Source organism: Cupriavidus sp. USMAA2-4 (genome assembly GCF_001854305.1).
GTDB classification, from domain to species: domain Bacteria; phylum Pseudomonadota; class Gammaproteobacteria; order Burkholderiales; family Burkholderiaceae; genus Cupriavidus; species Cupriavidus malaysiensis.
This window is the reverse complement of record NZ_CP017748.1, coordinates 1,546,822-1,567,900: the sequence shown is the minus strand read 5'-3', so window position 1 is coordinate 1,567,900 and position 21,079 is coordinate 1,546,822. Positions and strand designations below refer to the sequence as shown.

Annotated in this window: 22 protein-coding genes; 12 read left to right on the top strand and 10 right to left on the bottom strand. The window is 68.4% G+C overall.

Translation table 11 applies throughout. From position 1 onward, the window contains the following. Positions 1-50 precede the first annotated feature (50 nt). Positions 51-1,166: a Bug family tripartite tricarboxylate transporter substrate binding protein gene (locus tag BKK79_RS06890; protein WP_084084561.1), complete on the bottom strand. Its 1,116-nt coding sequence runs from the start codon at positions 1,164-1,166 to the stop codon at positions 51-53. A gap of 213 nt (positions 1,167-1,379) precedes the next feature. On the opposite strand from BKK79_RS06890, the gene BKK79_RS06885 reads away from it, so the two are divergent. Then, positions 1,380-2,264, top strand: a complete 885-nt coding sequence (locus BKK79_RS06885) for a LysR family transcriptional regulator (RefSeq protein ID WP_198173316.1) — start codon at positions 1,380-1,382, stop codon at positions 2,262-2,264. 36 nt (positions 2,265-2,300) lie between these two features. On the opposite strand, the gene BKK79_RS06880 is transcribed toward BKK79_RS06885, so the two are convergent. Then, the gene (locus BKK79_RS06880) at positions 2,301-3,269 is read right to left on the bottom strand and encodes an NAD-dependent epimerase/dehydratase family protein (protein WP_071037421.1); all 969 of its coding nucleotides are present in this window, start codon (positions 3,267-3,269) and stop codon (positions 2,301-2,303) included. 115 nt (positions 3,270-3,384) lie between these two features. Here BKK79_RS06880 and BKK79_RS06875 point away from each other — a divergent pair, with 115 nt between their 5' ends. Further along, positions 3,385-4,293 carry a LysR family transcriptional regulator gene (locus tag BKK79_RS06875; protein ID WP_071037420.1) on the top strand — a complete coding sequence of 303 codons (909 nt, stop codon included), beginning with the start codon at positions 3,385-3,387 and terminating at the stop codon, positions 4,291-4,293. Positions 4,294-4,620: 327 nt separating this feature from the next. Here the strand turns inward: BKK79_RS06875 and BKK79_RS06870 are convergent, their stop codons facing one another. Next, positions 4,621-5,361, bottom strand: a complete 741-nt coding sequence (locus BKK79_RS06870) for an SGNH/GDSL hydrolase family protein (protein ID WP_071037419.1) — start codon at positions 5,359-5,361, stop codon at positions 4,621-4,623. Between the two features lie 176 nt (positions 5,362-5,537). Next, positions 5,538-6,710, bottom strand: a complete 1,173-nt coding sequence (locus tag BKK79_RS06865) for a nickel/cobalt efflux protein RcnA (RefSeq protein WP_071037418.1) — start codon at positions 6,708-6,710, stop codon at positions 5,538-5,540. 141 nt (positions 6,711-6,851) lie between these two features. On the opposite strand from BKK79_RS06865, the gene BKK79_RS06860 reads away from it, so the two are divergent. Beyond that, positions 6,852-7,124 carry a metal/formaldehyde-sensitive transcriptional repressor gene (locus BKK79_RS06860; protein ID WP_071011378.1) on the top strand — a complete coding sequence of 91 codons (273 nt, stop codon included), beginning with the start codon at positions 6,852-6,854 and terminating at the stop codon, positions 7,122-7,124. A gap of 207 nt (positions 7,125-7,331) precedes the next feature. Here BKK79_RS06860 and BKK79_RS06855 read toward each other — a convergent pair whose 3' ends face one another. The 3 genes from BKK79_RS06855 to BKK79_RS06845 all read right to left on the bottom strand — a co-directional run bounded on the left by BKK79_RS06855 (position 7,332) and on the right by BKK79_RS06845 (position 9,923). Then, positions 7,332-8,915, bottom strand: coding sequence for a methyl-accepting chemotaxis protein (locus BKK79_RS06855; RefSeq protein WP_084084559.1), 1,584 nt, complete (start codon positions 8,913-8,915; stop codon positions 7,332-7,334). 376 nt (positions 8,916-9,291) lie between these two features. Further along, a complete protein-coding gene (locus tag BKK79_RS06850) occupies positions 9,292-9,681 on the bottom strand; it encodes a type II toxin-antitoxin system VapC family toxin (RefSeq protein ID WP_071037417.1) in 390 nt (129 codons plus the stop codon). Then, positions 9,678-9,923: a type II toxin-antitoxin system Phd/YefM family antitoxin gene (locus BKK79_RS06845; RefSeq protein WP_071011383.1), complete on the bottom strand. Its 246-nt coding sequence runs from the start codon at positions 9,921-9,923 to the stop codon at positions 9,678-9,680. Before BKK79_RS06845 ends, BKK79_RS06850 begins: the two co-directional genes overlap by 4 nt. 579 nt (positions 9,924-10,502) lie before the next feature. On the opposite strand from BKK79_RS06845, the gene BKK79_RS06840 reads away from it, so the two are divergent. From BKK79_RS06840 to mhpD, 7 genes are all read left to right on the top strand, one after another. Continuing rightward, positions 10,503-10,826 (top strand): hypothetical protein, encoded by a 324-nt coding sequence (locus tag BKK79_RS06840; protein WP_071011384.1) that lies wholly within the window; start codon positions 10,503-10,505, stop codon positions 10,824-10,826. Positions 10,827-10,842: 16 nt separating this feature from the next. Continuing rightward, positions 10,843-11,178: a hypothetical protein gene (locus tag BKK79_RS06835; RefSeq protein ID WP_232346280.1), complete on the top strand. Its 336-nt coding sequence runs from the start codon at positions 10,843-10,845 to the stop codon at positions 11,176-11,178. Between the two features lie 75 nt (positions 11,179-11,253). Then, positions 11,254-12,291, top strand: a complete 1,038-nt coding sequence (locus BKK79_RS06830; protein WP_071037416.1) for a TRAP transporter substrate-binding protein — start codon at positions 11,254-11,256, stop codon at positions 12,289-12,291. A gap of 201 nt (positions 12,292-12,492) precedes the next feature. Continuing rightward, positions 12,493-13,011, top strand: a complete 519-nt coding sequence (locus BKK79_RS06825) for a PPC domain-containing DNA-binding protein (protein WP_071037415.1) — start codon at positions 12,493-12,495, stop codon at positions 13,009-13,011. A 48-nt stretch (positions 13,012-13,059) separates the two neighbouring features. Beyond that, positions 13,060-14,928, top strand: a complete 1,869-nt coding sequence (locus BKK79_RS06820; RefSeq protein WP_232346297.1) for a TRAP transporter large permease — start codon at positions 13,060-13,062, stop codon at positions 14,926-14,928. A gap of 219 nt (positions 14,929-15,147) precedes the next feature. After that, positions 15,148-15,441, top strand: coding sequence for a YciI family protein (locus tag BKK79_RS06815; protein ID WP_071011393.1), 294 nt, complete (start codon positions 15,148-15,150; stop codon positions 15,439-15,441). A gap of 58 nt (positions 15,442-15,499) precedes the next feature. Next, positions 15,500-16,297 carry a 2-keto-4-pentenoate hydratase gene (mhpD, locus tag BKK79_RS06810; protein ID WP_071038443.1) on the top strand — a complete coding sequence of 266 codons (798 nt, stop codon included), beginning with the start codon at positions 15,500-15,502 and terminating at the stop codon, positions 16,295-16,297. A 94-nt stretch (positions 16,298-16,391) separates the two neighbouring features. On the opposite strand, the gene BKK79_RS06805 is transcribed toward mhpD, so the two are convergent. Next, positions 16,392-17,378, bottom strand: a complete 987-nt coding sequence (locus BKK79_RS06805) for a LysR family transcriptional regulator (protein ID WP_071037413.1) — start codon at positions 17,376-17,378, stop codon at positions 16,392-16,394. 566 nt (positions 17,379-17,944) lie between these two features. Between BKK79_RS06805 and BKK79_RS06800 the strand changes: the two genes are divergently transcribed. Together BKK79_RS06800 and BKK79_RS38900 are read left to right on the top strand one after the other, a co-directional pair. Then, complete coding sequence (locus tag BKK79_RS06800; RefSeq protein ID WP_071038442.1) at positions 17,945-19,141, top strand: DUF4382 domain-containing protein; 1,197 nt, start codon at positions 17,945-17,947, stop codon at positions 19,139-19,141. Between the two features lie 131 nt (positions 19,142-19,272). After that, on the top strand, positions 19,273-19,704 hold the full coding sequence (locus BKK79_RS38900; RefSeq protein ID WP_157128404.1) for a hypothetical protein: 432 nt from the start codon (positions 19,273-19,275) through the stop codon (positions 19,702-19,704). A 116-nt stretch (positions 19,705-19,820) separates the two neighbouring features. Here the strand turns inward: BKK79_RS38900 and BKK79_RS06790 are convergent, their stop codons facing one another. Beyond that, positions 19,821-20,213: a type II toxin-antitoxin system HicB family antitoxin gene (locus BKK79_RS06790; RefSeq protein ID WP_071011396.1), complete on the bottom strand. Its 393-nt coding sequence runs from the start codon at positions 20,211-20,213 to the stop codon at positions 19,821-19,823. Positions 20,214-20,222: 9 nt separating this feature from the next. Further along, positions 20,223-20,405 carry a type II toxin-antitoxin system HicA family toxin gene (locus tag BKK79_RS38895; RefSeq protein WP_084084555.1) on the bottom strand — a complete coding sequence of 61 codons (183 nt, stop codon included), beginning with the start codon at positions 20,403-20,405 and terminating at the stop codon, positions 20,223-20,225. Between the last annotated feature and the right edge of the window lie 674 nt (positions 20,406-21,079).

Genomic DNA, 21,079 nt, shown 5'->3' with positions numbered 1-21,079 from the left:
TGCCGCAGAGGAGTGACGGATGGCGCTGGAGGGCGATGGAGGGCGCCGCCTCAGTCCAGGCGGATGCCGGCGCGCCGGATCACCTCGCCCCAGCGCTCGTAGTCCTGGCGCACGATCCGGGCGAAGGCGTCCGGTCCGGCGCCGCTCACTTCGTTGCCCTGGGTGCGCACCAGTTCGGCGATCTCGGGTGAGCGCAGCACCTTGTCGAGGCTGCGCGCGATCTTCTCGGCCAGCGGCCTGGGCATGCCGCCCGGGCCGAAGAAGCCCTGCCAGCCCACGATGTCGATGCCCGGCACGCCTTGCTCGGCGATGGTGGGCAGGTCCGGCAGCACCGCCAGCCGCTTGTCCGCGGCCACGCCGAGCAGCTTGAACTTGCCGCCCTTCGCGCTTTCGATGGCCGAGGCGGTGCCGTCGAAGTAGAGCTGCGCGTCGCCCGCCATCACCGCGCGCGTGGCGTCGGTCACGCCCTTGTAGGGCACGTGCACGATGTCCAGGCCGGCGTTGCGCTTCAGGATCTCGGCATTGAGCTGCGAGGTGGAGCCGATGCTGTAGGAGGCGTAGTTCAGCTCGCCGGGATGCTGCCTGGCGTAGGCCACCAGCTCGCGCACGTTGTTGTACGGCGCGTTCGGCTGGGTCACCAGGATGGTGGCCGAGCGCACCGCCTGCACGATCGGCGTGAAGTCCTTGAAGGGGTCGTACGGCAGCTTGCGGTAGAGGTGCGGGTTCTGCGTGTGCGTCACCACGATGGTGTAGAGCAGCGTGTAGCCATCGGGCGCCGCGCGTGCCACGTCCTGCGCGCCGATCAAGGTGCCGGCCCCGGGCTTGTTGTCGACGATGAAGCTGCCGCCGGTCTGCTCCGCCAGCCGCTGCAGGATGACGCGCAGCGAGGCGTCGCTGCCGGCGCCGGCGGGGAAGGGCAGCACCACGCGCACCGGCCGGCCCTTCTGCGGCCAGTCGGCGGCGGAGGCGGATGGGGCGGGCTGCGCCTGTGCCGTTGCGGTGGCGGCGAGCAGCCAGGCCGCGGCTGCCGTCCTGGCGATGCTGGTGGCGGCCCGGGTGGCGGTCCGGGTGGTGGTCCTGGCGGTCGAGCTGCCATGGCTGGCGTGCCGGCCGCCGCCCGGCGCGCAGCCGGGGGCGACACCCGTACCGATGGGGGCGTGGTTCATGTCCTTGTCTCCTCGTTGTGCAACGCAATGTGCATCGTCGGCTTGGCCTTCTGCGAGGCCGTCATGCCGCCCGGGGCCGGGGCGCGAGCCTTGGCGCCTCGGCGCCCTGGTACCGGGGGCATTGCCAGACCATTGTGGTGCCCGCTAGGATTCAAATCCAATGCATATTGCTGGGCGCAAAACAAAATAAAAGTTATGGTCAGCCTCCGCCGCTTGCAACACTTCCTGGTCCTTGCCGAAGAAGGCGCCTTTTCGCGCGCCGCGCGCCACCTGCACCTGACGCAGCCGGCGCTGACGCGCAGCATGCAGACGCTGGAGGAATCCCTCGGCCTGCAGTTGCTGGAGCGGCGCCACGACGGCATCACCCTGACCAGCGCCGGCAGCGCCATGCTGGCGCGCGCCAAGCGCGTGCTGGGCGAGGCCGGCGCCATGCAGTCCGAGGCCGAGCAGATCCGCGGCATCGAGGTGGGGCAGGTCAACTTCGGCGTCGGGGTGCTGCCGGAAGCGGTCTTCCTCGAGGAAGTGCTGGCCAGGCAGGCGGCGGAGCGGCCGCACCTGACCGTGCACGCCGACATCTCCAGCTGGGTGCGCCTGTATGAGCGGCTGCAGCGCGACGAACTGGATTTCGTCGTGGCCATGACGCGCAGCCTGCCGCCCATTTCCGGCTACCGCATCATCCCGCTGCCGCCGCAGCACCAGGGATATTTCGTGCGCGGCAGCCATCCGCTGGCCGGCGCCGGTGCCGGCGAGATCCGCGCGCGCCTGCAGGGCTATCCCCTGCTGTCGCCGGAGATGCCGGCGGCGGCCAAGGAGCGCATCGCGCGGCTGTTCGGCAAGCCCGCCTTCGACGAGATCGGCGGCCTGCGCTGCGACAACGCGCCCATGCTCAAGCGCCTCGCGCTGCGCTCGGACGTGGTGCTGTTCTCCACCCGCGAGAACCTGCGTGAAGAGCTGCTGCGCGGGGAGTTCGTCTGGCTGCCCGTGATGAGCGAAGCCGAGGGGGTGCTGGATCTCTCGCTGGTCTATCCGGAGCACCGCTACCTGTCGCCGGCGGCGCGCTGGATGATGGAGCGGATCCAGGCGTATTTCAGGGAGTAGGGGGCGGGAGCGGGGCGCCGGCGGGGCCGGCTCCGCTCAGGCGGCCGCCGGCGCCAGCCTGGCGCTGCGATCCACCGCCGCCAGCGTCTGCCGGATGCCTTCCGCATAGGGCGTCTTGGGCAGCGGCCCGAGCAGGCGCTGCAGCGCGCTGTCGTCGAGGATCAGCGGGTCGGTCAGCAGATAGTGCATCTCCACCATTTCACGCAGCAAGGGGTTGAACAGGCCGAGCAGGCGCAGCATCGGCTTGCCCACGATGCGCAGCCGCATCGGGCGGCCGCTCTGGCGCTCCATCTCGGCCACCAGCGCGCGCTGGCTGGTCACGCCGGCGCCGGCCAGGTGCCAGATGCGGCCAAAGGCGGCGGGCGTGTCGATCAGCCGCGTCACCACCGGCCCCACGTCCGGCACGAAGACGAACTCGTGCGGACGGTCGATGGGGCCAATCAGGTCGGCCGTGCCGCCGTTGACCGCCGCCAGCGCGGCACGGTGCAGGAAGCTGTTGGCCACGCCGGGGCCGTAGAAGTCCGGCAGGCGCAGCACGGTGGCCTGGATCCTGCCCTCGGCGTGGGCCTGCATCAGCAGGTCTTCCTGCGCCAGGCGCATGCGGCCCTTGAAGGTATGCGGCACGCGCGGATGGTCTTCGCTGACCGGGTTCTGCTGCGCGCGGCCATAGGGGTAGACGGTGCCGATCAGCACCACGCGCTTGACCCCGGCAGCGATGGCCCCATCCAGCGTCTTGCGCATCAGCTCGGGGTGCAGTTCGAACTGCCAGTAGTTGACGCCGACCAGGTAGATCAGCGTGTCGATGCCCTCCGCCGCAGCCCGCACCGATGCCGGCACCTGCGGATCCCAGGCCACGATCTCGGCGAGCGGATCCGCGCCGAAGGCCCGGCGCAGGCTGTCCGCGCTGCGGCCCACCACGCGATAGGGCCGGCCCTGGGCGCGCAGCGCGGCGGCAAGGCTTTGGCCGATGGCACCGGCGGCGCCGATCAATGCAACCTTGGACATGGCAAGACTCCCTTCAGACGACCTGGCGGCCGGGTTGGATGGACGCAGTGTGCGCCGGCGATAGTGAAAAGAAAATCGCCTAGAATCGCGTAGCCACTATAGAAAAATGCATAGCATGTCCGATGCCGAACCGAACTGGGAGTGGTACCGCAGTTTCCTGCAGGTGCTGGAAACGGGCTCGCTGTCGGCCGCCGCCCGCGCCATGGGCCTGACCCAGCCCACCGTCGGCCGCCATATCGACCACCTGGAGGCCACGCTGGGGCTCAAGCTGTTCACGCGCTCCTTCGACGGCTTCGCGCCCACCGATGCCGCGCACGAACTGCGCCCCCATGCCGCCGCCCTGGCCGCCACCGCCGCCTCGCTGCGCCGCGTGGCGAGCGGCCATGGCGACGGCGTGCGCGGCACGGTGCGCCTGACCGCGAGCGAAGTGATCGGTGTCGAAGTGCTGCCCCCGGTCCTGGCCGCGCTGCGCGCAGCGCATCCCGCGCTCACCATCGAAATGGTGCTGTCCAACCAGCCCGACGACCTGCTGCGGCGCGAGGCCGATATCGCCGTGCGCATGTTCCGCCCCGAGCAGGAAGCGCTGGTGGCCCGGCGCGTGGGCGCCATCGAAATCGGCTTGCACGCGCACCGGCGCTACCTGGCCGCGCACGGCACGCCGAAATCGCTGGACCAACTGGCGCACCACACGCTGATCGGCTACGACCGTGAAACCGCCTTCATCCGCCGCCTGCAGCAGCAATACCCGATGCTCGTGCGCGACCGCGTGGCGTTCCGCGCCGACAGCGACCTGGCCCAGCTCAGCGCCATCCGCGCCGGCTTCGGCATCGGCGCGTGCCAGGCCGCGCTGGCGGCGCGCGACGGCGAACTGGTGCGCGTGTTGCCACGCGCGTTCGCGCCGGCCCTGGAGACGTGGGTCGCCATGCACGAAGACCTGCGCGACAGCGCGCGCTGCGCGGCGGTGTTCGCCGCGCTGGTGGCGGGGCTGCAGGCGTATATCGAGGGGGAGCAGCGGCCGGCATGACGCCGTCGGCTGTGCCGTGGTGGCTGGGATCACACCATCGGCTTCGTCTCTATGCTCGCGTGCTGGACTACACCGTTGGCTTCGCTTGGGTGTGGCGCCTTGCTAGACCACCCCTCTCCCCAACCCTTTCCCCATGCGGGGAGAGGGAGCCAAGACCGTGTGCTTGGCGATTGGTGTTGGTGCATCGTCGGCTTTGTCCAGCGCGACGTGATTCGCACCGCGCCGGTCTGCTCCCCTCTCCCGCTTGCGGGAGAGGAGCCGGGTGAGAGGGCCGGCCTTCGCCGGCACCATGGCGCCCGCCTTCCACGAGCGCTCGCCGGCCCTGGTTCAGGTGCCTTGCTGCGTCCGCAAGGCGAGCAGGTCGACCACCTGGGCCGCCACCATTTCCACCCAGCGGCGATACTGCAGCGGCCCGGGATGGAAGCGGTCGCGCGCCATCTCTTCCGGCACCGCCGCCCACTGCAGCGAGACGTAGCGGGCCCGCGCCTCCTGGTCGATCCAGCGCCGCAGCAGGCGGTCGAGGCGCGCGGCGTAGCGGCCCAGGTACCAGCGCAGCGGATGCGGCGCGGCGGGCAGGATGTGCAGCGGGGGCAGGCCGGTGACCACGAGGCCGGCGGCGCCGCTGCGGCGGAACAGCGCTTCGACCAGGGCCTGGTAGTCCTTCAGGAAACGGCCGGGCCGGCGTTGCGAGGTGACGTCGTTGGTGCCCAGCGCGGTGACGATGAAGTCGGCGGGCGCGATCTCGCTGGCCTGGACCAGCTCGATCGCCTCGATCGTATTCACGCCGGATCTGGCCACCAGCTGCCAGGTCACCGCGCGTCCGGTGCGCGCCGCCAGCAGGCGCGCCAGCGGCTGTGCCAGGGCCTCGTGCTGCTGATCGACGCCCACGCCGGCGGCCGACGAATCGCCGACCACCAGCAGGCGCAGCGGCGTTGCTTCCGGCGCTGCTGCGTTCTCCTGGCCCATGCGCGGCCCCGCCGCTTCCGGCAGGCGCAGCGCCGTCTTGCGCAGCTGGTGTGCCTGTCTCAGCAGGATGGGGCCCAGCACCCCTTTGTAGAGCAGCAGCATGGCAGTGAAGGTGAGTGGCGTCCGTGCCCGGATGGTCGCGGCAGCCTGTCGTGGTGCGCGGAAGTGGCCCGTATTCTACCCGGCGCACCCGCGCATCCCGGGGCGGGGGACAGCGCCGTGCGTGCTGCCCTGAGCCACCCTCACAGCCACCCTCAGAGCCACCCTCAGAGCCGCCCTCACAGCCGCGCCAGTCCCTGCATCCCCTGCCAGCCGACGTACAGTCCCACCAGCACGATCAGCGCGCCGGAGAAGTAGGGGGCCTTGCGCGCGAACTCGCCAAAGCCGCCCCAGCGCCGGGAAACGTGCTTCACGCTGAGCGCCGCCAGCGCCCCCGAGGCCACCATCGTCAGCGCCAGGCCGATGCTGAAGCACAGCACCAGCGTCGCGCCGAGCGTGATCTTCTTCAACTGCAGGCACAGCAGCAGCACGGTGATCGACGCCGGGCAGGGAATCAGGCCGCCGGTCAGCCCGAACACGATGATCTGGCCGGTGGTCACCTCGCGGTTGGCGAAGCGGCGGCGGATGTCGTTGGCGTGCGCCAGCTCGTGCGCGTCCTGGTAGCCCGGCGCGGAAATGTCCAGCCCTTCGTAGTCCTTGACCACGTGGTGGTGATCGTCGTGCTCCACGAACTCCACGTCATAGTCATGCCGGTGATGCGGCTCACCCAGGCGCAGGCGGGCAATGAATTCATGCGGCTCGGGGATGGGCTCGGCTGACTCGAGGAAGCCGTCGCGCTGCACGAAGGGGAAGAACTGCCGCGAGCCATCGGCACGCTCCGTCTCCAGCTCGACCTGGCTGGCCGGCCAGGCGTGCGGGTGGCGGCCCTCGGCATAGAGGCGGAAGCACGGCGGCACGCCGTCCTCGAAGATCTCCAGCCGCAGGGTGCCGTGGTGGCCGGTGTCGATGAAGCGGGCCGCGGCATGATGATGGCCGTGACCATCGCCGTGATCGTGGCCGTGATCATGGTCATGCCCATGATCGTGATCGTGATCGTGATCGTGCGCATGCCGCTGTCCCTGCCAGGTACGCCACAGCATCCATGCTGCCACCGCCACGATCAGCACCGCCGAGGCCACCTGGAAATAGGGCTCGGTCGCCTCGGCGCTCCAGTTGCGGCCGAAGTACAGCCCGGCCATGGCCACCGCCCAGACCACCGCCGTATGGGAAATCGTGGCCGACAGCCCGAGCAGCACCGCCTGCGACAGCGTGCCGCGGATGGCCACGATGAAGGCTGCCATCATCGTCTTCGAATGGCCCGGCTCCAGGCCATGCAAGGCACCCAGCAGGATGGCGCTGGGGATGAACAGCCAGGCGTTGCCTTGCTGCAGGAGGGTGGAGAACTCGGTCATGGCGGCGGATGGGCGGCGCGCGTGGCACGCGCTGAATGGATCGGCTTCGGGGTGGGCGCAGTATACTCCCCCCCAGTATAGTCATGCTACCCTCAGGCCTTCCCGAAGCCCCCCCGATCCCGCCCCGGAGCCCCCGACGCCATGCCCCATACCATCCGCGACAAAGCCAAGCTGCTGGCGCGCGTCAAGCGCATCCAGGGGCAAGCCGCAGCGCTGGAGAAACAACTCACGGAAGAGGCGGAATGCGTGGACGTGCTGCAACAGATCGCCGCCATCCGGGGCGCCGTCAACGGACTGATGGCCGCCGTCATCGAGGGTCACCTGACCGACCACGTGGTCAAGGAACCTGACGAGGGGCGTCGGCAGCAGGACCTGGATGCCGTGCTGCAGGTCATCAAGTCCTATCTGAAGTAGGGCGGTCTGCGCGGCGGAGGGTATCCGCTCCCGCTTCCGCTCCCGCATGCACATCCGCATCCGGTGCGATGCGGCGCCCCTGTACACGGCGACGCCGCGACAGGCGGGGGGGGCAAGGCCGCGCGGGGGCTGTGCGGGGCCAGCCCAAAGAGCGCGCCCCTGTCGAGGCAGGGGCGCTGGGCAGGGCAGGCGAGGGGTGTGGCGGGCTCAGGCCGGCGCCAGGCGCGAGGTGCCCGCGTTGCTACCCCCGACCCGGAAGAATGCAATCGCCGTGGCCAGCTCGGCGGCGCGCTCCTGCATCGATTCCGCCGCGGCGGCGGCCTGCTCGACCAGGGCGGCGTTCTGCTGCGTCACCTGGTCCATCTGCGCCACCGCGCCATTGACCTGCTGGATGCCGGTGCTCTGCTCGTCGCTGGCCGCCGTGATCTCGCCCATCAGGTCGGCCACGCGCTTGACCGCACCGACCACGTCGGCCATGGTGCTGCCCGCTTCGCCCACCAGCACGTTGCCGGCATCGACCTGGCCGACCGAAGCCTCGATCAGTGTCTTGATTTCCTTGGCCGCGCCGGCGCTGCGTTGCGCCAGGCTGCGCACCTCGCCCGCCACCACGGCAAAGCCGCGTCCCTGCTCGCCGGCGCGGGCAGCTTCCACCGCGGCGTTGAGCGCCAGGATATTGGTCTGGAAGGCGATGCCGTCGATCACGCCGATGATGTCGGTGATCTTGCTGGCGGAAGCGCTGATCGCGTCCATGGTCGCGACCACGCGCGACACCACTTCGCCGCCCTTGGCGGCGATGTCGGAGGCGCTGGCGACCAGCGTGTGCGCCTGGCGGGCATTGTCGGCGTTCTGCTTGACGGTGGCGGTCATCTGTTCCATCGAGGCCGCGGTCTCTTCCAGCGAGCTGGCCTGCTCCTCGGTGCGGCTCGACAGGTCCAGGTTGCCGCTGGCGATCTCGCGGGCCGCGTTGCCGATGGTGTGCGAGGCCTCGCCGATCTGCCCGATGGTCTGCGCCAGTGCGCTGCGCATGCGGCTCACCGCCGCCAGCAGGCTGTGCTGGTCATCGCCCCGGGTCTCGATGCGCACCGTCAGGTCACCGGCGGCGATCCGATTGACCACATCCGCCGCGTAGGCGGGATCGCCGCCGAGCGTGCGCTCCAGGCTGCGGTTGGCCATCGCCGCCAGCAGTGCCAGCACCACGCCCACCGCCAGCAGCAGGCCGCCGGTCTGGTACAGCGAGTGCAGGAAGGCCGCATTGATATCGTCCATGTAGGCGCCGGTGGACAGGATCCAGTCCCAAGGCTCGTAGCGCAGCACATAGGACAGCTTCGCCACCGGCTCGGTGCCGCCCACATGCGGCCAGACATAGGACACGAAGCCGCCATCCGGCTGCTTCGCCGCCGCCGTGATTTCCACGTACAGGCGCGTGCCGGCGGCGTCCTTGAAATCGGTCTGCTTCTTGCCGACCAGGTCCGCCTTGATCGGGTGCATCACGACCCGCTCCTCGGAGTCGGTGACGGTGAAGTAGCCGTCCTTGTCGTAGCGCATCGCGCGGAAACGGTCCAGCGCCTGCTTCTTCGCCTCCTCCGGGCTGATGGCGCCGCTGCGGGCGAGATCGTCGTATTGCCTGGCCAGGTTGACGGCCTGGGTCGTCACGCTGACCAGGTTGTGCTTGCGTTCCTCGATGCGGATCTGCCGCGCCTGGTAGGCATTGACCACAGACAGCAAGGCGAGGGCGACAAGGCAGAAAACAAGCGGTAGCCAGAGCTTCTGGCGAAACGTAAGCGTGCTCATGATATGGGGGCTCCAAGGTACTTCGCCTGCGCAGAGCGAGGCATGCCGGCCACGTCGGCAGGCACGCGGGGGTTTAACGACGGCCGGCCGGAGGAACTTGAGCAGCGGCGCGGGCGACTCCACTGGCAGGGCAGCAGAAGCGGCGCAAAGGCATCTTGGGGGCAGTCAGCAGGCCTTGCGGCTGGCGACGGACGGCGTGTCGGCCCTCGCTGCGGTGCGAGGGCGCATGCCGAGGCGGGGTGACGAGGATGGGTGACGAGGACGGGTGATGAGGGTGGCTGCAGGGTGGCGGCAGGTGGCTGCAGGGAGGTGCGAAGGATGGGCGATGCGACAGGCTGGCGGGCGATGAACAGTCCGGCCGCGCCTGCGCCGCCGACTATGGCACCAACCGTATCGGACCGGGGTACCGCGCCACCATGCCATCCGACGTCAGCAGCGTGATGCCTTCTACGTTGGCCTGCGCCACCAGCAGGCGGTCGAACGGGTCCCTGTGCAGCGGCGGCAGGCTGTCGACCGTCACCGTGTGCTCGCTGGTGACCGGCAGCTCGCTGTAGCCGTTGTCGAGCAGCCCGCGTCGCAGTACGCGCGGATCGACGCGGAAGTCGCTCCGGCCAAGCCCGCGCTTGATGGCGATCTCCCACAGGCTGGCTGCGCTGAAGAACAGTTCCGAGTCGGGAGAAGCGATCAGCTCGCGGGCCGGCAGGGGAAGGCGTTCCGGCAGCCCGGCGGCCCACAGCAGCAGGTGCGTGTCGAGCAGCAGCTTCATGCGTTGCCGCCGAACAGGGCTTCGATCTCGCCGGCGCCCAGGGTGTCGAAGTCCTCCGGCACCGCGATCTCGCCGGCCAGGAAACCGAGCCGCCGGACCTGGCCGGCATCCGGGGCGGACAAGGGCACCACCTTGACCAGGGGCTTGCCCGCCTTGGCGATCACGAACGGCTCGCCGCGCGCCGCCTGGTCGACCAGGCGCGAGAGATGGGTTTTGGCTTCGTGGATGTTCACGGTTTGCATGGGTTTCACCAACTGGACTAAGTTTGCTTAGTCTAGTCCATATTGGCGGGTTGTTGGGAGCCTGATCCACCACTCTGAGCGGCGGTCGGGCGACGAAGGCACCGCGGGCGGAGACACTCGCGTCTTGGCGTCTTGGCTTCGAAGCGTATCCGGTCAGACGGCCGCAGAACGTTGCCATCGGTGACGATTGCGGCGGCCCTGGCCTCGCCTGCCGGCGATCGCCATGCCATGGGTTTGCTCCCCTCTCCCGCCGGCGGAAGAGGGGAACCCGGTTGCCGCGTGGCGGGTGTTGTCGTCATAGCGAACGCTGGCCTTCGCCTTCGCCTTCGCTATGCCACCGGTTTGCTCCCCTCTCCCACTTGTGGGAGAGGGGCCGGGGGAGAGGGCAGGCGCCCGCAGCAGCCGAGACATCGCATGCACCTGCATCACCAACCACCACCAACCACCACCGCGTCACCCCTTCCCGCCAAGGAAAGTCTGATATCTCGTTTCAGGGATATGACGCAGGGCGCCGCTTTTCTAAGCTTCGGTCATCGCGCTGCATTCTCCCGCAGCCCGAATACTGACCTGGAGACATCGATGCCCCTGTTTCTCAATGAAGTCTGGCTTGGCGACATCCAGCCCAAGGTGATGGAAGACGCGGTCGCGTTCTTCGGCAACCTGAGCGTCGGCACCAAGCCCGGCAACCTGCCACCCGACCTGCGCATGGTCGCCGGCCCCTGGCTGTCCGCCGAGGAAGCCAAGGTGATGTTCATCTTCGAGATCGACGATCCCTCGACCATGTTCGACGCCTACGCCGAGCGCGTGGTCAGTGGACTGTTCGCCCGCCGCAAGCTGACGCTGTTGTCGGGCTGGGACCAGATGAAAGCCTACACCGACCGTGTGTCGGCCGATCAAGCTTGAGCAAGCAGGGAGAAAGATGATGCCGAAGTTCTTCAACGAAGTCTGGTTGCGCGATATGTCCCCGAACACCATGCAGGGGGTGGTGGATTTCCTCGGCAAGCTGCGCCAGGGCGTGCGGCCGCACAACCTGCCGGGCGACCTCAAGCTGCTGGCCGGACCGTGGCTCTCGAACGAGGAGGCCAAGGTCTATTTCGTATTCGAGATCGACGACCCCACCGAGACCTTCGAGGCGTTCGCCGAGCGCGTCGCCGACGGCTTGTTCCTCAAGCGTCGCCTGACGCTGATCCAGGACTGGGATGGCGCGCGGCGCTTCTCGCGGTACCTCTCCAGCCGGCAGGGCGAGGCGGCCTGATCCGCCCGGGTGGCCGCACCGGCCACCATCGCCATGCCGCTGGACACCAATAAAACAGACCACAGGAGACAAGTGATGAGCGGGTTCAACAGCGGGCGCCGCCTGGCGCTCAAGCAGGGGTTTGCCATGGCGGCCGCGTCCGCCGCCTCCGGCCTCATGATCGGCACGCCGGCGCGCGCGGCGGGGCAGGCGTTCCGCTACAAGCTCGGCATCGCGCTCGACGCCACGCATCCGACCACGGTCAACCTGAGCGCGGCGGCGGCCGAGATCGCCCGCGCCTCGAACGGGCGGTTGGAGATCCGCGTCTTCCCGAGCAGCCAGCTCGGCAACGACACCGACATGATCTCGCAGGTCCGCGCCGGCGCCATCGACTTCGTCAGTACCGCGGGCCTGATCTGGGGCACGCTGGTGCCGGTGGCCTCCATCAGCGGCATCGGCTTCGCCTTCCCGGGCTACGAGCAGGTCTGGGCGGCCATGGACGGCGAGCTGGGCGCGCATATCCGCGCGGCCTTCGCCAAGGTCAACCTGATGCCCCTGCCGAAGATCTGGGACCACGGCTTCCGCCAGGTCACCAGCAGCAACCGGCAGATCCATGTGCCGCAAGACCTCAACGGCTTCAAGATCCGGGTGCCGCTGAGCCCGGCGCTGACTTCGATGTTCAAGGCCTTCGGCGCGGCGCCGGCCGGCATCAACATGGCCGAGACCTACACGGCACTGCAGACCAAGGTCGTCGACGGGCAGGAGAACCCGCTGACCATCCTGCAGACGCAGAAGCTGTACGAGGTGCAGAAGTACTGCTCGCTGACCTCGCACGTGTGGGATGGCTTCTGGCTGGTGGCCAACCAGCGCGCCTGGAACGCGCTGCCGGAAGACCTGCGGCAGCTCGCCGCCACCACCTTCGATGCCTGCGCCATCAAGCAGCGCCAGGCGGTGGATGCCTTGAACACCCGCCTGCGCGAGGAGCTGAAGGGGCGCGGCATGGCCTTCAACCAGCCCGACGTGAAGGCCTTCCGCAACTACCTGAGCCAGGCCGGTTTCTACAAGGGCTGGCAGCAGAAATTCCCGGCCGAGAGCTGGGCGCTGCTGGAGAAGTACGCGGGCAAGCTGGCCTAGCCGCGCCGCCGCGCCGCCGCGCCGCCGCGCCATCGCGCTGTTGCCACCGGCGGTCTCTCACCGATGGCTGCGCCGCGATGCCCGTTCTCCCTTGAGCGTTCCCCCTTGAGCGTTCCCCCTTGAACGCCGCTCCCCGATGGCCGGTGGCCACGCGCCACCGCCGTGGGCGCACTCACCCCCAACCTACCAAGAGACCCGATCATGATCCTCAAGCAAGCCCTCTCGCTGCTGACGCTGACCCTCACGCTCTCCGTGATGGGAACGCAGGCCGCCGCCGCCGCTGACCTGAAAGGCAAGGTCATGAAGACCCCCACCGGCTACCTGGTGGTGCTGCGCCACGGCGACAACGTGCTGCAGAGCCTGGAGCAACTGGCGCGCGACGAGCAGATCCCCAGCGCCAGCTTCGTCGGCATCGGCTTCATGTCGGAGGCCACCTTCGGCTTCTACGACTTCCAGCGCAAGCAGTTCGACCCGAAGACCTACCGCAACGTCGAAATGGCCAATATGACCGGCTCCATCGCCTGGAAGGAAGGCAAGCCGTCCATCCATGCCCACGGCACCGTGACGGACGGCAGCTTCAACGGCGCCGGTGGCCACCTGCTGGGCCTGACCGTGGGCACCGGCTCGTGCGAGATCACCGTCACGGTGTATCCGCAGCGCCTGGAGCGTTTCACCGATCCCGAGATCCAGGCCAATGTCCTCGGCCTGCCGCAACAGTAGGGGAGGTGCGTCATGTCCACCCGAATGTTCGAAGGCGACCCGCGCGCCATGGAGAGTCCCGCCAACGCGCCGGCGAGCGGGGCGCCGGCACGCGCGCTGCAGCTGGCCGACAAAGTGCTCGGCGTGCTGTCGGAGGTGCCGGCCGCCTTGCTGGTGGTGGCCGAGGTCGCCGTGCTGTTCTGCGGCGTGCTGAGCCGCTACGTGCTGCACACGCCGCTGGTGTGGGTCGATGAAGTGGCGTCGCTGCTGTTCATCTGGCTCATCATGCTTGGCTCGGCGATCGCATTCCGGCGCGGCAGCCACATGCGCATGACGGCGCTGGTCGACAAGGCAGGCCCGCAGTGGCGCGGCGTGTTCGAGCTGGTGGCGACGGTGGCCGCGCTGGCGTGGCTGGCGCTGGTGGCCTATCCGGCCTACGCCTTCGCCAGCGAGGAGGCGCTCGTCACCTTGCCCACGCTGGACATCTCCAATGCCTGGCGCGCCGCCGCGCTGCCGGTCGGCATCGTGCTGATCCTGCTGATGGGCGTGGTGCGGCTGCTGTCCACCGCCAGCCGGCGCGCGGTGGTGGTGGCGCTGCTGGCCTGCGGCGCGGTGGCCGGTGGCCTGGTCGCGCTGCAGCCGGTGCTGCAAGACCTGGGCAATGCCAACCTGCTGCTGTTCTTCGTCGGCATCGTCGGCCTGCTGATCCTGGGCGGGGTGCCCATCGCCTTCTCCTTCGGCCTGGCCACGGTGGGCTATCTCTCGCTGACCACCTCGACGCCGACCATCGTCGTGATCGGGCGCATGGATGAAGGCATGTCGCACCTGATCCTGCTGGCGGTGCCGCTGTTCGTCTTCCTCGGCATGCTGATCGAGATGACGTCGATGGCGCGCGCCATGGTGCAGTTCCTGTCCAACCTGCTCGGCCAACTCCGCGGCGGCCTGTCGTACGTGCTGATCGGCGCCATGTACCTGGTGTCCGGCATCTCGGGCGCCAAGGCGGCGGACATGGCGGCGGTCGCGCCGGCGCTGTTCCCGGAGATGAAGCAGCGCGGCGCCGACGAAGGCGACATGCTGGCGCTGCTGGCCGCCACCGGCGCGCAGACCGAGACCGTGCCGCCGAGCCTGGTGCTGATCACCATCGGCTCGGTCACCGGCATCTCGATCGCCGACCTGTTCACCGCCGGCCTGCTGCCGGGCGTGGTGCTGGCCCTGATGCTCGGGCTGCTGGTGTGGTGGCGCGCGCGCAAGACCTGCGCGCCCTGCACCCCGCGCGCCAGCCGCGCGGCGGTGGGCAAGAGCCTGCTGGTGGCGCTGCCGGCGCTGGCCTTGCCCTTCGTCATCCGCGCGGCGGTGGTGGAGGGCGTGGCGACGGCGACGGAGGTGTCCACCATCGGCATCGTGTACGCCATGCTCGCCGGCCTGCTGGTGTACCGCCGCTTCGACCTGCGCCGGATCTGGCCCGCGCTGGTGGACACGGCGGCGCTGTCGGGCGCCATCCTGCTGATCATCGGCGCCGCTACCGGCATGGCCTGGTCGCTCACGCAATCGGGTTTCTCCAGCGACCTGGCGGCGGCCATGGCGCGCCTGCCGGGCGGCGCGGCGGCCTTCATGGCGGTGTCGATCGTGGCCTTCGTGCTGCTCGGCAGCGTGCTGGAGGGCATTCCCGCCATCGTCCTGTTCGGGCCGCTGCTGTTCCCCATCGCGCGGCAGCTCGGCATCCACGATGTGCACTACGCCATCGTCGTCGTGCTGGCCATGGGCATCGGCCTGTTCGCGCCGCCGTTCGGGGTCGGCTACTACGCCGCCTGCGCCATCAGCCGCACCCCGCCGAGCCGGGGCGTGCGGCACATCTGGCGCTACATGGCATCGCTGGCGGCCGGCACGGTGCTGGTGGCTGCCGTGCCGTGGATTTCCACCGGCTTCCTTCCGCACTGAAGCACTGAAGTACTGAAGCACTGAAGTACTGAAGCACTGAAGTACTGAAGCACTGAAGCACTGAAGCACTGAAGCACTGAAGCACTGAAGCACTGAAGCACTGAAGCACTGAAGCACTGAAGCACCGGGGCGCCGCGCCCCGGTGCATGGATGTGGCGATCCCTTCAGCGACGCATCCATGCATCCACTGACTGATCTCCCGACGCATCGAGCACAACCATGAAATTCGCAGCCTTCGTCGAGTACGCCAACGAGCCCGAGCGGCTTGCCCAGCTCCGCCCGCTTCATCGGGCCTACCTGCAGGACCTGCTGCAACAAGGGCGGCTGGTGGTCGCCGGTCCGTTCGCCGACGGCAGCGGCGCGCTGTTCGTCTACGAAGTCGCCAACGAGAGCGAGGCGGCAAAGCTTGCCGCCAACGATCCCTTCGCCAAGGCCGCGCTGTTCCGCGCCGTCGTCATGAAGCCGTGGAAGCTCGTCTTCGCGAGTCCCGACAACCTCAACCCGCCGCTGTGAGGTGCCGCCGATGACCGAGACGATGACCCAGGCGATGACCAAGACGACCCACGCGGGCATGGACACTGCCGTGCTGCAACGGCTGGCCGCATCGCTGCGCCAGGCCGCCCAGGACGGCCAGCCGGTGCCGCCGCTGCGGGATGACCTCGCGGCCATGGGCGAGGCGGGCGCCTATGCCGTGCAAGACATCAACACGCAGCACGCGCTGGCCGCCGGGCGCCGCCTGTCCGGCCGCAAGATCGGCCTGACCTCCAAGGCCGTGCAGCAGCAGCTCGGCGTCGACGCACCGGATTTCGGCATGCTGTTCGCCGACATGGAACTCGCCCCGGATGAGCCGGTGGTCCTCGGGCGCGTGCTGCAGCCGAAGGTCGAGGCCGAAGTGGCCGTCGTGCTGGAGCGCGACCTGGGCGACACCGGCGACGGGCCGGTCACGCTGGCGCGCTTGATCTCGGCCATCGCCTATGTGCTGCCCGCCGTCGAGATCGTCGGCAGCCGCATCCGCCACTGGGACATCCGCCTGCTGGACACGGTGGCCGACAACGCCTCGGCAGGCCTCTACGCCCTCGGCACCCGGCCGCGCAAGCTGTCGGAGGTGGACCTGCGCACCTGCGGCATGCTGATGGAGCGCCGGGGCGAGGTGGTGTCGCTCGGCGTGGGCGCGGCCTGCCTGGGCCATCCGCTCCATGCCGCGCTGTGGCTGGCCCGCAAGATGGCCGAAGTCGGCAGGCCGCTGCTGGCCGGCGACGTCATCATGAGCGGCGCCCTCGGGCCCATGGTCACGGTATCGCCGGGCGACGTCATTGACACCACCATCGCCGGACTGGGCACGGTGCGTACTGCTTTCTCGGCGGCTTGATTGCGCAGCTTGATGGCGTGACTTGACGGCGTGTCTGGATGGCGTGCCTGGATGGCGTGGGGCACGGCCTGCGCGTTCGCGCAGGCCGGCCGCCCTATGTTTCCTTGCCGGGGCGCTTGCCCTTGGCCGGCGCGCTGGCCGTCGTGGCCTGTGATGTGGCCTGCGGTGCGGCTTGCGGCGTGCCTTGGGCCGTGGCGGCCCGCGTCAGCTTGCGGATCAGGTCGATCACGGTGCGGCTGGCATGGGTCAGCGGCCGCTGCGTGCTGATGGCCAGCACCAGCGTGCGCGTCAGCACCGGCTCCACGATGCGGCTGACGCCGATGCGCCCGAGCCGCATGTCGACGTCCACCGCCTGCCGCGTCAGGATGGTATAGGCCGCGTGATTGGCCACGATCTCGCGCATGGCCGTCAGCGAATCCACCTCGATCTGCGTGTTCAGCGGCACGCCCGCTTTCTTCGCCTCGTCCAGCAGCATCATGTGGAAGCCGTCCGGCGCGCCCGGCAGCACCAGCGGCAAGGCGGCGGCCTCGGCAAAGCGGCAACTCAGCCCGGCCACGCGCGGGTCGCCCGCCGGGGCGATCAGGTAGAGCTCATCCGTGGCGAGCGGTTCGTCCGTCTTGTGCAGGCGGTCGCCATAGCGCGAGAACACGCCCACGTCGGCGCGCCCGCTCGCCAGCGCCTCTTCGATATTGCCGGCGAAGCCCTCCATCAGGCGCAGGTCGATCTTCGGGAAATCCGCCCGCACCCGCTGGAACAGCGGCCCGACGATCTGCTGGGTGATGGACGCCTGCAGCGCCAGCCGCACCGGCCCGCTGGGCACGTCGGCCCGATCCCTGACCTCGTTCTTCAGCTGCTCGAACTCGCCCAGCAGCGACTTCACCCGCGGCATGATCGACTGCCCGAACTCCGTCAGCACCACGCCCCGCCCGGTGCGGTAGAACAGCTTCGCGCCGAACTCGCTCTCCATCGAGGCAATGTGCTTGCTCAAGGCCGACTGGGCCATGCCCCGCGCGGCGCAGACCTTGCTGAGGCTGCCCGCCTCGACGATGTCGGATAACAGTTGCAGGTGCTTGATGTCCATCGCCTGTCCGCGCCAGGAGAAACAGAAGCGTGCGCTGCCGCACCGGCTGGCAGGGCATGGCCCGCGCCTGCGTGCGCGGCCGCACGGTGGCCAGATTGTAGCGAGATTCCCCGGCGGGGATGGGGTGTCCGGCAATTGCCGGCGCGCACGCCAGACTCGTGCACGGGAGAGGTCCCATGCCCCTGGCTCTTCCCCTCGCGCAAGCCGTTGGATGGTGAAGGCGCGCCGAAGCGTATCCCGAAGCGTATCCCGAAGCGTATCCCGAAGCGTATCCCGAAGCGTATCCCGATGCGTATGCCGATGCGTATGCCGATGCGTATGCCGATGCGTATGCCGATGCGTACGCCGATGCGTATGCCGATGCGTATGCCGATGCGTATGCCGATGCGTATGCCGAAGCGTATGCCGAAGCGAATGGCGCCAGCAGGCACCCTGAGCCGCCCACACCGCAACCTGCCGCTCTGCTGCCGTTCTCCCGCGTCCGGCTGGCTTTCTTACAAAGCATTACATCTGCCGGTAAGCGGAAACCTATGCTCAAACTACGAGATCGGTTGGAGAAGAAGGCCATGTCAGCAAACCATATCAACCTGCCCGGCTTGACCTTGATCGCATTGTCCGGCGCCGTGCTGCTTGCCGCCTGTGGAGGCGGAGGAGACGGCGGCTCCGGTGGTGGCACCGGGACCCTCAGCGTCGCCATGACCGACGCGCCCAGTTGCGGCTTCGATCACGTGTTCGTCACGGTCGACCGGGTGCGGGTGCATGCGGATCCGAATGCCGACGTGAAGGGCAGTGGCTGGACGGACATCACGCTGAATCCGGCGCGCCGCATCGATTTGTTGAGCCTGACCAATGGCGTGCTCACCACACTAGGCCAAGCTGTGTTGCCTGCCGGCGACTTTCAGCAGATCCGGCTCGTACTGGTTCCGAACGCCGGCGGGGCGCCGGCAAATTCCGTGGTGCCGACGAATGGCAGCGAACAGGCGCTCGACACGCCAAGCGCCGTGCAGTCCGGCATCAAGATCATTCGTCCGTTCACCGTCGCGCCCAACACGCTGACCGATCTTATCCTCGACTTCGACGCGTGCAAGTCCATCGTGGCACGGGGTAACGGCTCGTTCGCCCTCAAGCCGGTCGTGACGGCCCTGCCGACCAGCGTCAGCGGCGCCGTGACAGGCGTGGTGAGCGGCGGTCCGGGCGCCAACGTCTACGCGGAACGCCATGGCGTCGTCGTCAAGGCGACGGTGGCAGACGGCAGTGGCAGCTTCACGCTGTCGCCGATCGAGCAAAGCAGCACGGCAGGCAATGTCGACGTCGTCATCGTGCCCATCGCATCGAATGGCCTGAGCACGGGCATCATCAAGGGGGTTCCCGTCGTGGCGGGCGGCAGCACGGCGGTCGCTACCGCTGCTACGCCGATCTCGCTGCCGCAATCGTTGTTCCGCACGGTTTCCGGGACGGTCACGCCAGCCAGCGCGCAGGCAACCATTCGCGCGCTGCAGCAGACTGGCGGCGCGACGTTCGAAATCGCTGCGACTGCCGCGGCGTCCGATACCGGCGCATACAGCCTGTTCCCAACCCAGCCGGCGCTGCCCGCGAGCGCGCCCATGGTGGGCAGCTTCCAGGCGATGCTACCCATCCCGCTCCAAGCGGACGGCACCGCCGCCGGCAAATACAGCATCCAGGCCACCAGCGCCACCGGCGCGGTCAGCACGCAACAGGTGAATGTCAGCAGCAGTAACGTCGTGCAGAACTTTGCCTTCTAGGCAGCGGCGCAGAACGGGCTTCCGTCCACACGGCCAGGCCAGCGAAGGCCATGGCCGCGGGGGGCGATGACCTCCATCGCTCTGCGCGTCGTGCAGCGCATCGAGAATTGTCAGACGTCAGGGGACTTGCCATGAGCAAACATCGCACTGCAGTCTTGGCCGCCACTGTCCTGGTGGCTTGCCTGTCAATTGCCGCGTACGGCCGGGACAAAGGTGGCGGCGGGGGTGGGGCAATGGGAGGCGGCATGGGAGGCGGCATGGGGGCACCGGGCAGGATGGGCAGTGAGCCCGGTGGTCAATCCGGCAGCCACATGAGCAGTTCCGGCCAGCTCAACACCAATGGGCCGGAATCCACCGACCGCGACAAGGGCAGGGCGCGCGCGGAAGACCGCAGGGACATGGACCGTGGCGACATGGACCGCGACAAGACGGACCGCGACAAGGCAGACCGCGACAAGGCAGATCGCGACACGGATCGCGACACGGATCGCGACACGGACCGCGACACAGACCGCGACCATCACTCGCAAAAACCGCTGGCGCCTCGGCAAGACAAGCGCTAGTCCGTTGCGTCAGGCAAAGCGCTCCCGAGCGGCGGCACATCCAGGTCGCAGGCTTTGCCACGACACGTAGGCCTGGAGGCGCAGTCGATCGGGGGGCTTTCGAATGACGCAGCGGACTAGGCTCGCTCCATCTCGTGCTCCGCCGCCAGGGCGAGGAAGGCCGAGCGCGACAGGCGCCGCTGCCTGGCGGCCGCGTCGATCTGCTGAAGAAGCCGTTCCGGCAGGCTGATATTCAGCCGCACCGCCTTGGATCTCAGCTTGGACAGATCGATGTCGAACAGCATCCAGACGCCGCCTTCGAACTCGGGCGATGCGGTCAGGGATTCCAACGGCGTTGGCCGGGGAATGGGTGTCTCGCTGCCGGCGAAATGGGCTTCGGCGGCCTCCTGCACGGCGGCGGGCAGATCTTCCCAGTCGTCTGCCGCGGCAAAGCAGCCCGGGAAGTCGGGGAATGAGACGCCGTGCGCGTGCCTGGCGTCTCCCACGTGGACATACAGGGGATAGAGCATCCTTCTTCCTTACCTCAAGCCAGCCTGTTTCTGGAGTCTGCGCACCGTGCCTATCGGGAGATCCTTGTTCGGATGCGGGACCGTTACCTTTCCCGGCGTCGTCGGGTACCTGAACTGATGGTGGGAACCCACGGTGTAGACGAGTTGCCAGCCATCCGCCTTGAGTTGCCGGATCAGGTCTGCGCTATGCATCGATGTCGTGTTTTATATCTTACACAAGAATGTGTAATCGGGCTGCGTCGTGCCGGCAACGGCTCTAGCTATGCCACTGGTTTGCTCCCCTCTCCCACTTGTGGGAGAGGGGCCGGGGGAGAGGGCAGGCGCTGGCGCGAAGTGAATGCCGTCGTGCTGGCGAATGCCGGCCCTCACCCCCAGCCCCTCTCCCGCAGGCGGGAGAGGGGAGCCCGGTTGTCGCGAGGCGGGTGCTGTCGCGCTGACGAACGACGGCCTTCGCCATGCCACTGGTTTGCCCGGTTGTCGCAAGGGAGGGTGTCCCCGTTATGGCGAACGCCATCCCTAGCGATGCCACCTGTTTGCTCCCCTCTCCCACTTGTGGGAGAGGGGCCGGGGGTGAGGGCAGGCGCCAGCAAGAAGCGAGCGCCGTCGTACACACGAATGCCGGCGCGAAGCCGATGCACTGCATCGAACCATCAACCGCAGTACACAGGCGAGACTTTCCGGAAAGAAGTCCGGCAAGCCAGACAGACGAGACATTGCAAGCTGTCAATGCGCACAAACGCACGCCTGCCCCGCACAAGCAACCTGCATCATCTTTCGTCATCTTTCCATGCTCAGATGGCAACCGAACGCGCCGCTATACTCCCGTGGGGGTGGAATGTGGCGGAACGCACCCTCGTACGCATTGC

Coding starts and splice junctions, on each gene's coding strand:
- BKK79_RS06855 (WP_084084559.1), bottom strand. CDS start 8,915: ATGAGCACGCTTACGTTTCGCCAGAAGCTCTGGCTACCGCTTGTTTTC.
- BKK79_RS06890 (WP_084084561.1), bottom strand. CDS start 1,166: ATGAACCACGCCCCCATCGGTACGGGTGTCGCCCCCGGCTGCGCGCCG.
- BKK79_RS06875 (WP_071037420.1), top strand. CDS start 3,385: ATGTCCGATGCCGAACCGAACTGGGAGTGGTACCGCAGTTTCCTGCAG.
- BKK79_RS06840 (WP_071011384.1), top strand. CDS start 10,503: ATGCCCCTGTTTCTCAATGAAGTCTGGCTTGGCGACATCCAGCCCAAG.
- BKK79_RS06845 (WP_071011383.1), bottom strand. CDS start 9,923: ATGCAAACCGTGAACATCCACGAAGCCAAAACCCATCTCTCGCGCCTG.
- BKK79_RS38895 (WP_084084555.1), bottom strand. CDS start 20,405: ATGCATAGCGCAGACCTGATCCGGCAACTCAAGGCGGATGGCTGGCAA.
- BKK79_RS06815 (WP_071011393.1), top strand. CDS start 15,148: ATGAAATTCGCAGCCTTCGTCGAGTACGCCAACGAGCCCGAGCGGCTT.
- BKK79_RS06825 (WP_071037415.1), top strand. CDS start 12,493: ATGATCCTCAAGCAAGCCCTCTCGCTGCTGACGCTGACCCTCACGCTC.
- BKK79_RS06880 (WP_071037421.1), bottom strand. CDS start 3,269: ATGTCCAAGGTTGCATTGATCGGCGCCGCCGGTGCCATCGGCCAAAGC.
- BKK79_RS06865 (WP_071037418.1), bottom strand. CDS start 6,710: ATGACCGAGTTCTCCACCCTCCTGCAGCAAGGCAACGCCTGGCTGTTC.
- BKK79_RS06860 (WP_071011378.1), top strand. CDS start 6,852: ATGCCCCATACCATCCGCGACAAAGCCAAGCTGCTGGCGCGCGTCAAG.
- BKK79_RS06870 (WP_071037419.1), bottom strand. CDS start 5,361: ATGCTGCTGCTCTACAAAGGGGTGCTGGGCCCCATCCTGCTGAGACAG.
- BKK79_RS06790 (WP_071011396.1), bottom strand. CDS start 20,213: ATGCTCTATCCCCTGTATGTCCACGTGGGAGACGCCAGGCACGCGCAC.
- BKK79_RS06835 (WP_232346280.1), top strand. CDS start 10,843: ATGATGCCGAAGTTCTTCAACGAAGTCTGGTTGCGCGATATGTCCCCG.
- BKK79_RS06805 (WP_071037413.1), bottom strand. CDS start 17,378: ATGGACATCAAGCACCTGCAACTGTTATCCGACATCGTCGAGGCGGGC.
- BKK79_RS06830 (WP_071037416.1), top strand. CDS start 11,254: ATGAGCGGGTTCAACAGCGGGCGCCGCCTGGCGCTCAAGCAGGGGTTT.
- BKK79_RS06850 (WP_071037417.1), bottom strand. CDS start 9,681: ATGAAGCTGCTGCTCGACACGCACCTGCTGCTGTGGGCCGCCGGGCTG.
- mhpD (WP_071038443.1), top strand. CDS start 15,500: ATGGACACTGCCGTGCTGCAACGGCTGGCCGCATCGCTGCGCCAGGCC.
- BKK79_RS06800 (WP_071038442.1), top strand. CDS start 17,945: ATGTCAGCAAACCATATCAACCTGCCCGGCTTGACCTTGATCGCATTG.
- BKK79_RS38900 (WP_157128404.1), top strand. CDS start 19,273: ATGAGCAAACATCGCACTGCAGTCTTGGCCGCCACTGTCCTGGTGGCT.
- BKK79_RS06820 (WP_232346297.1), top strand. CDS start 13,060: ATGGAGAGTCCCGCCAACGCGCCGGCGAGCGGGGCGCCGGCACGCGCG.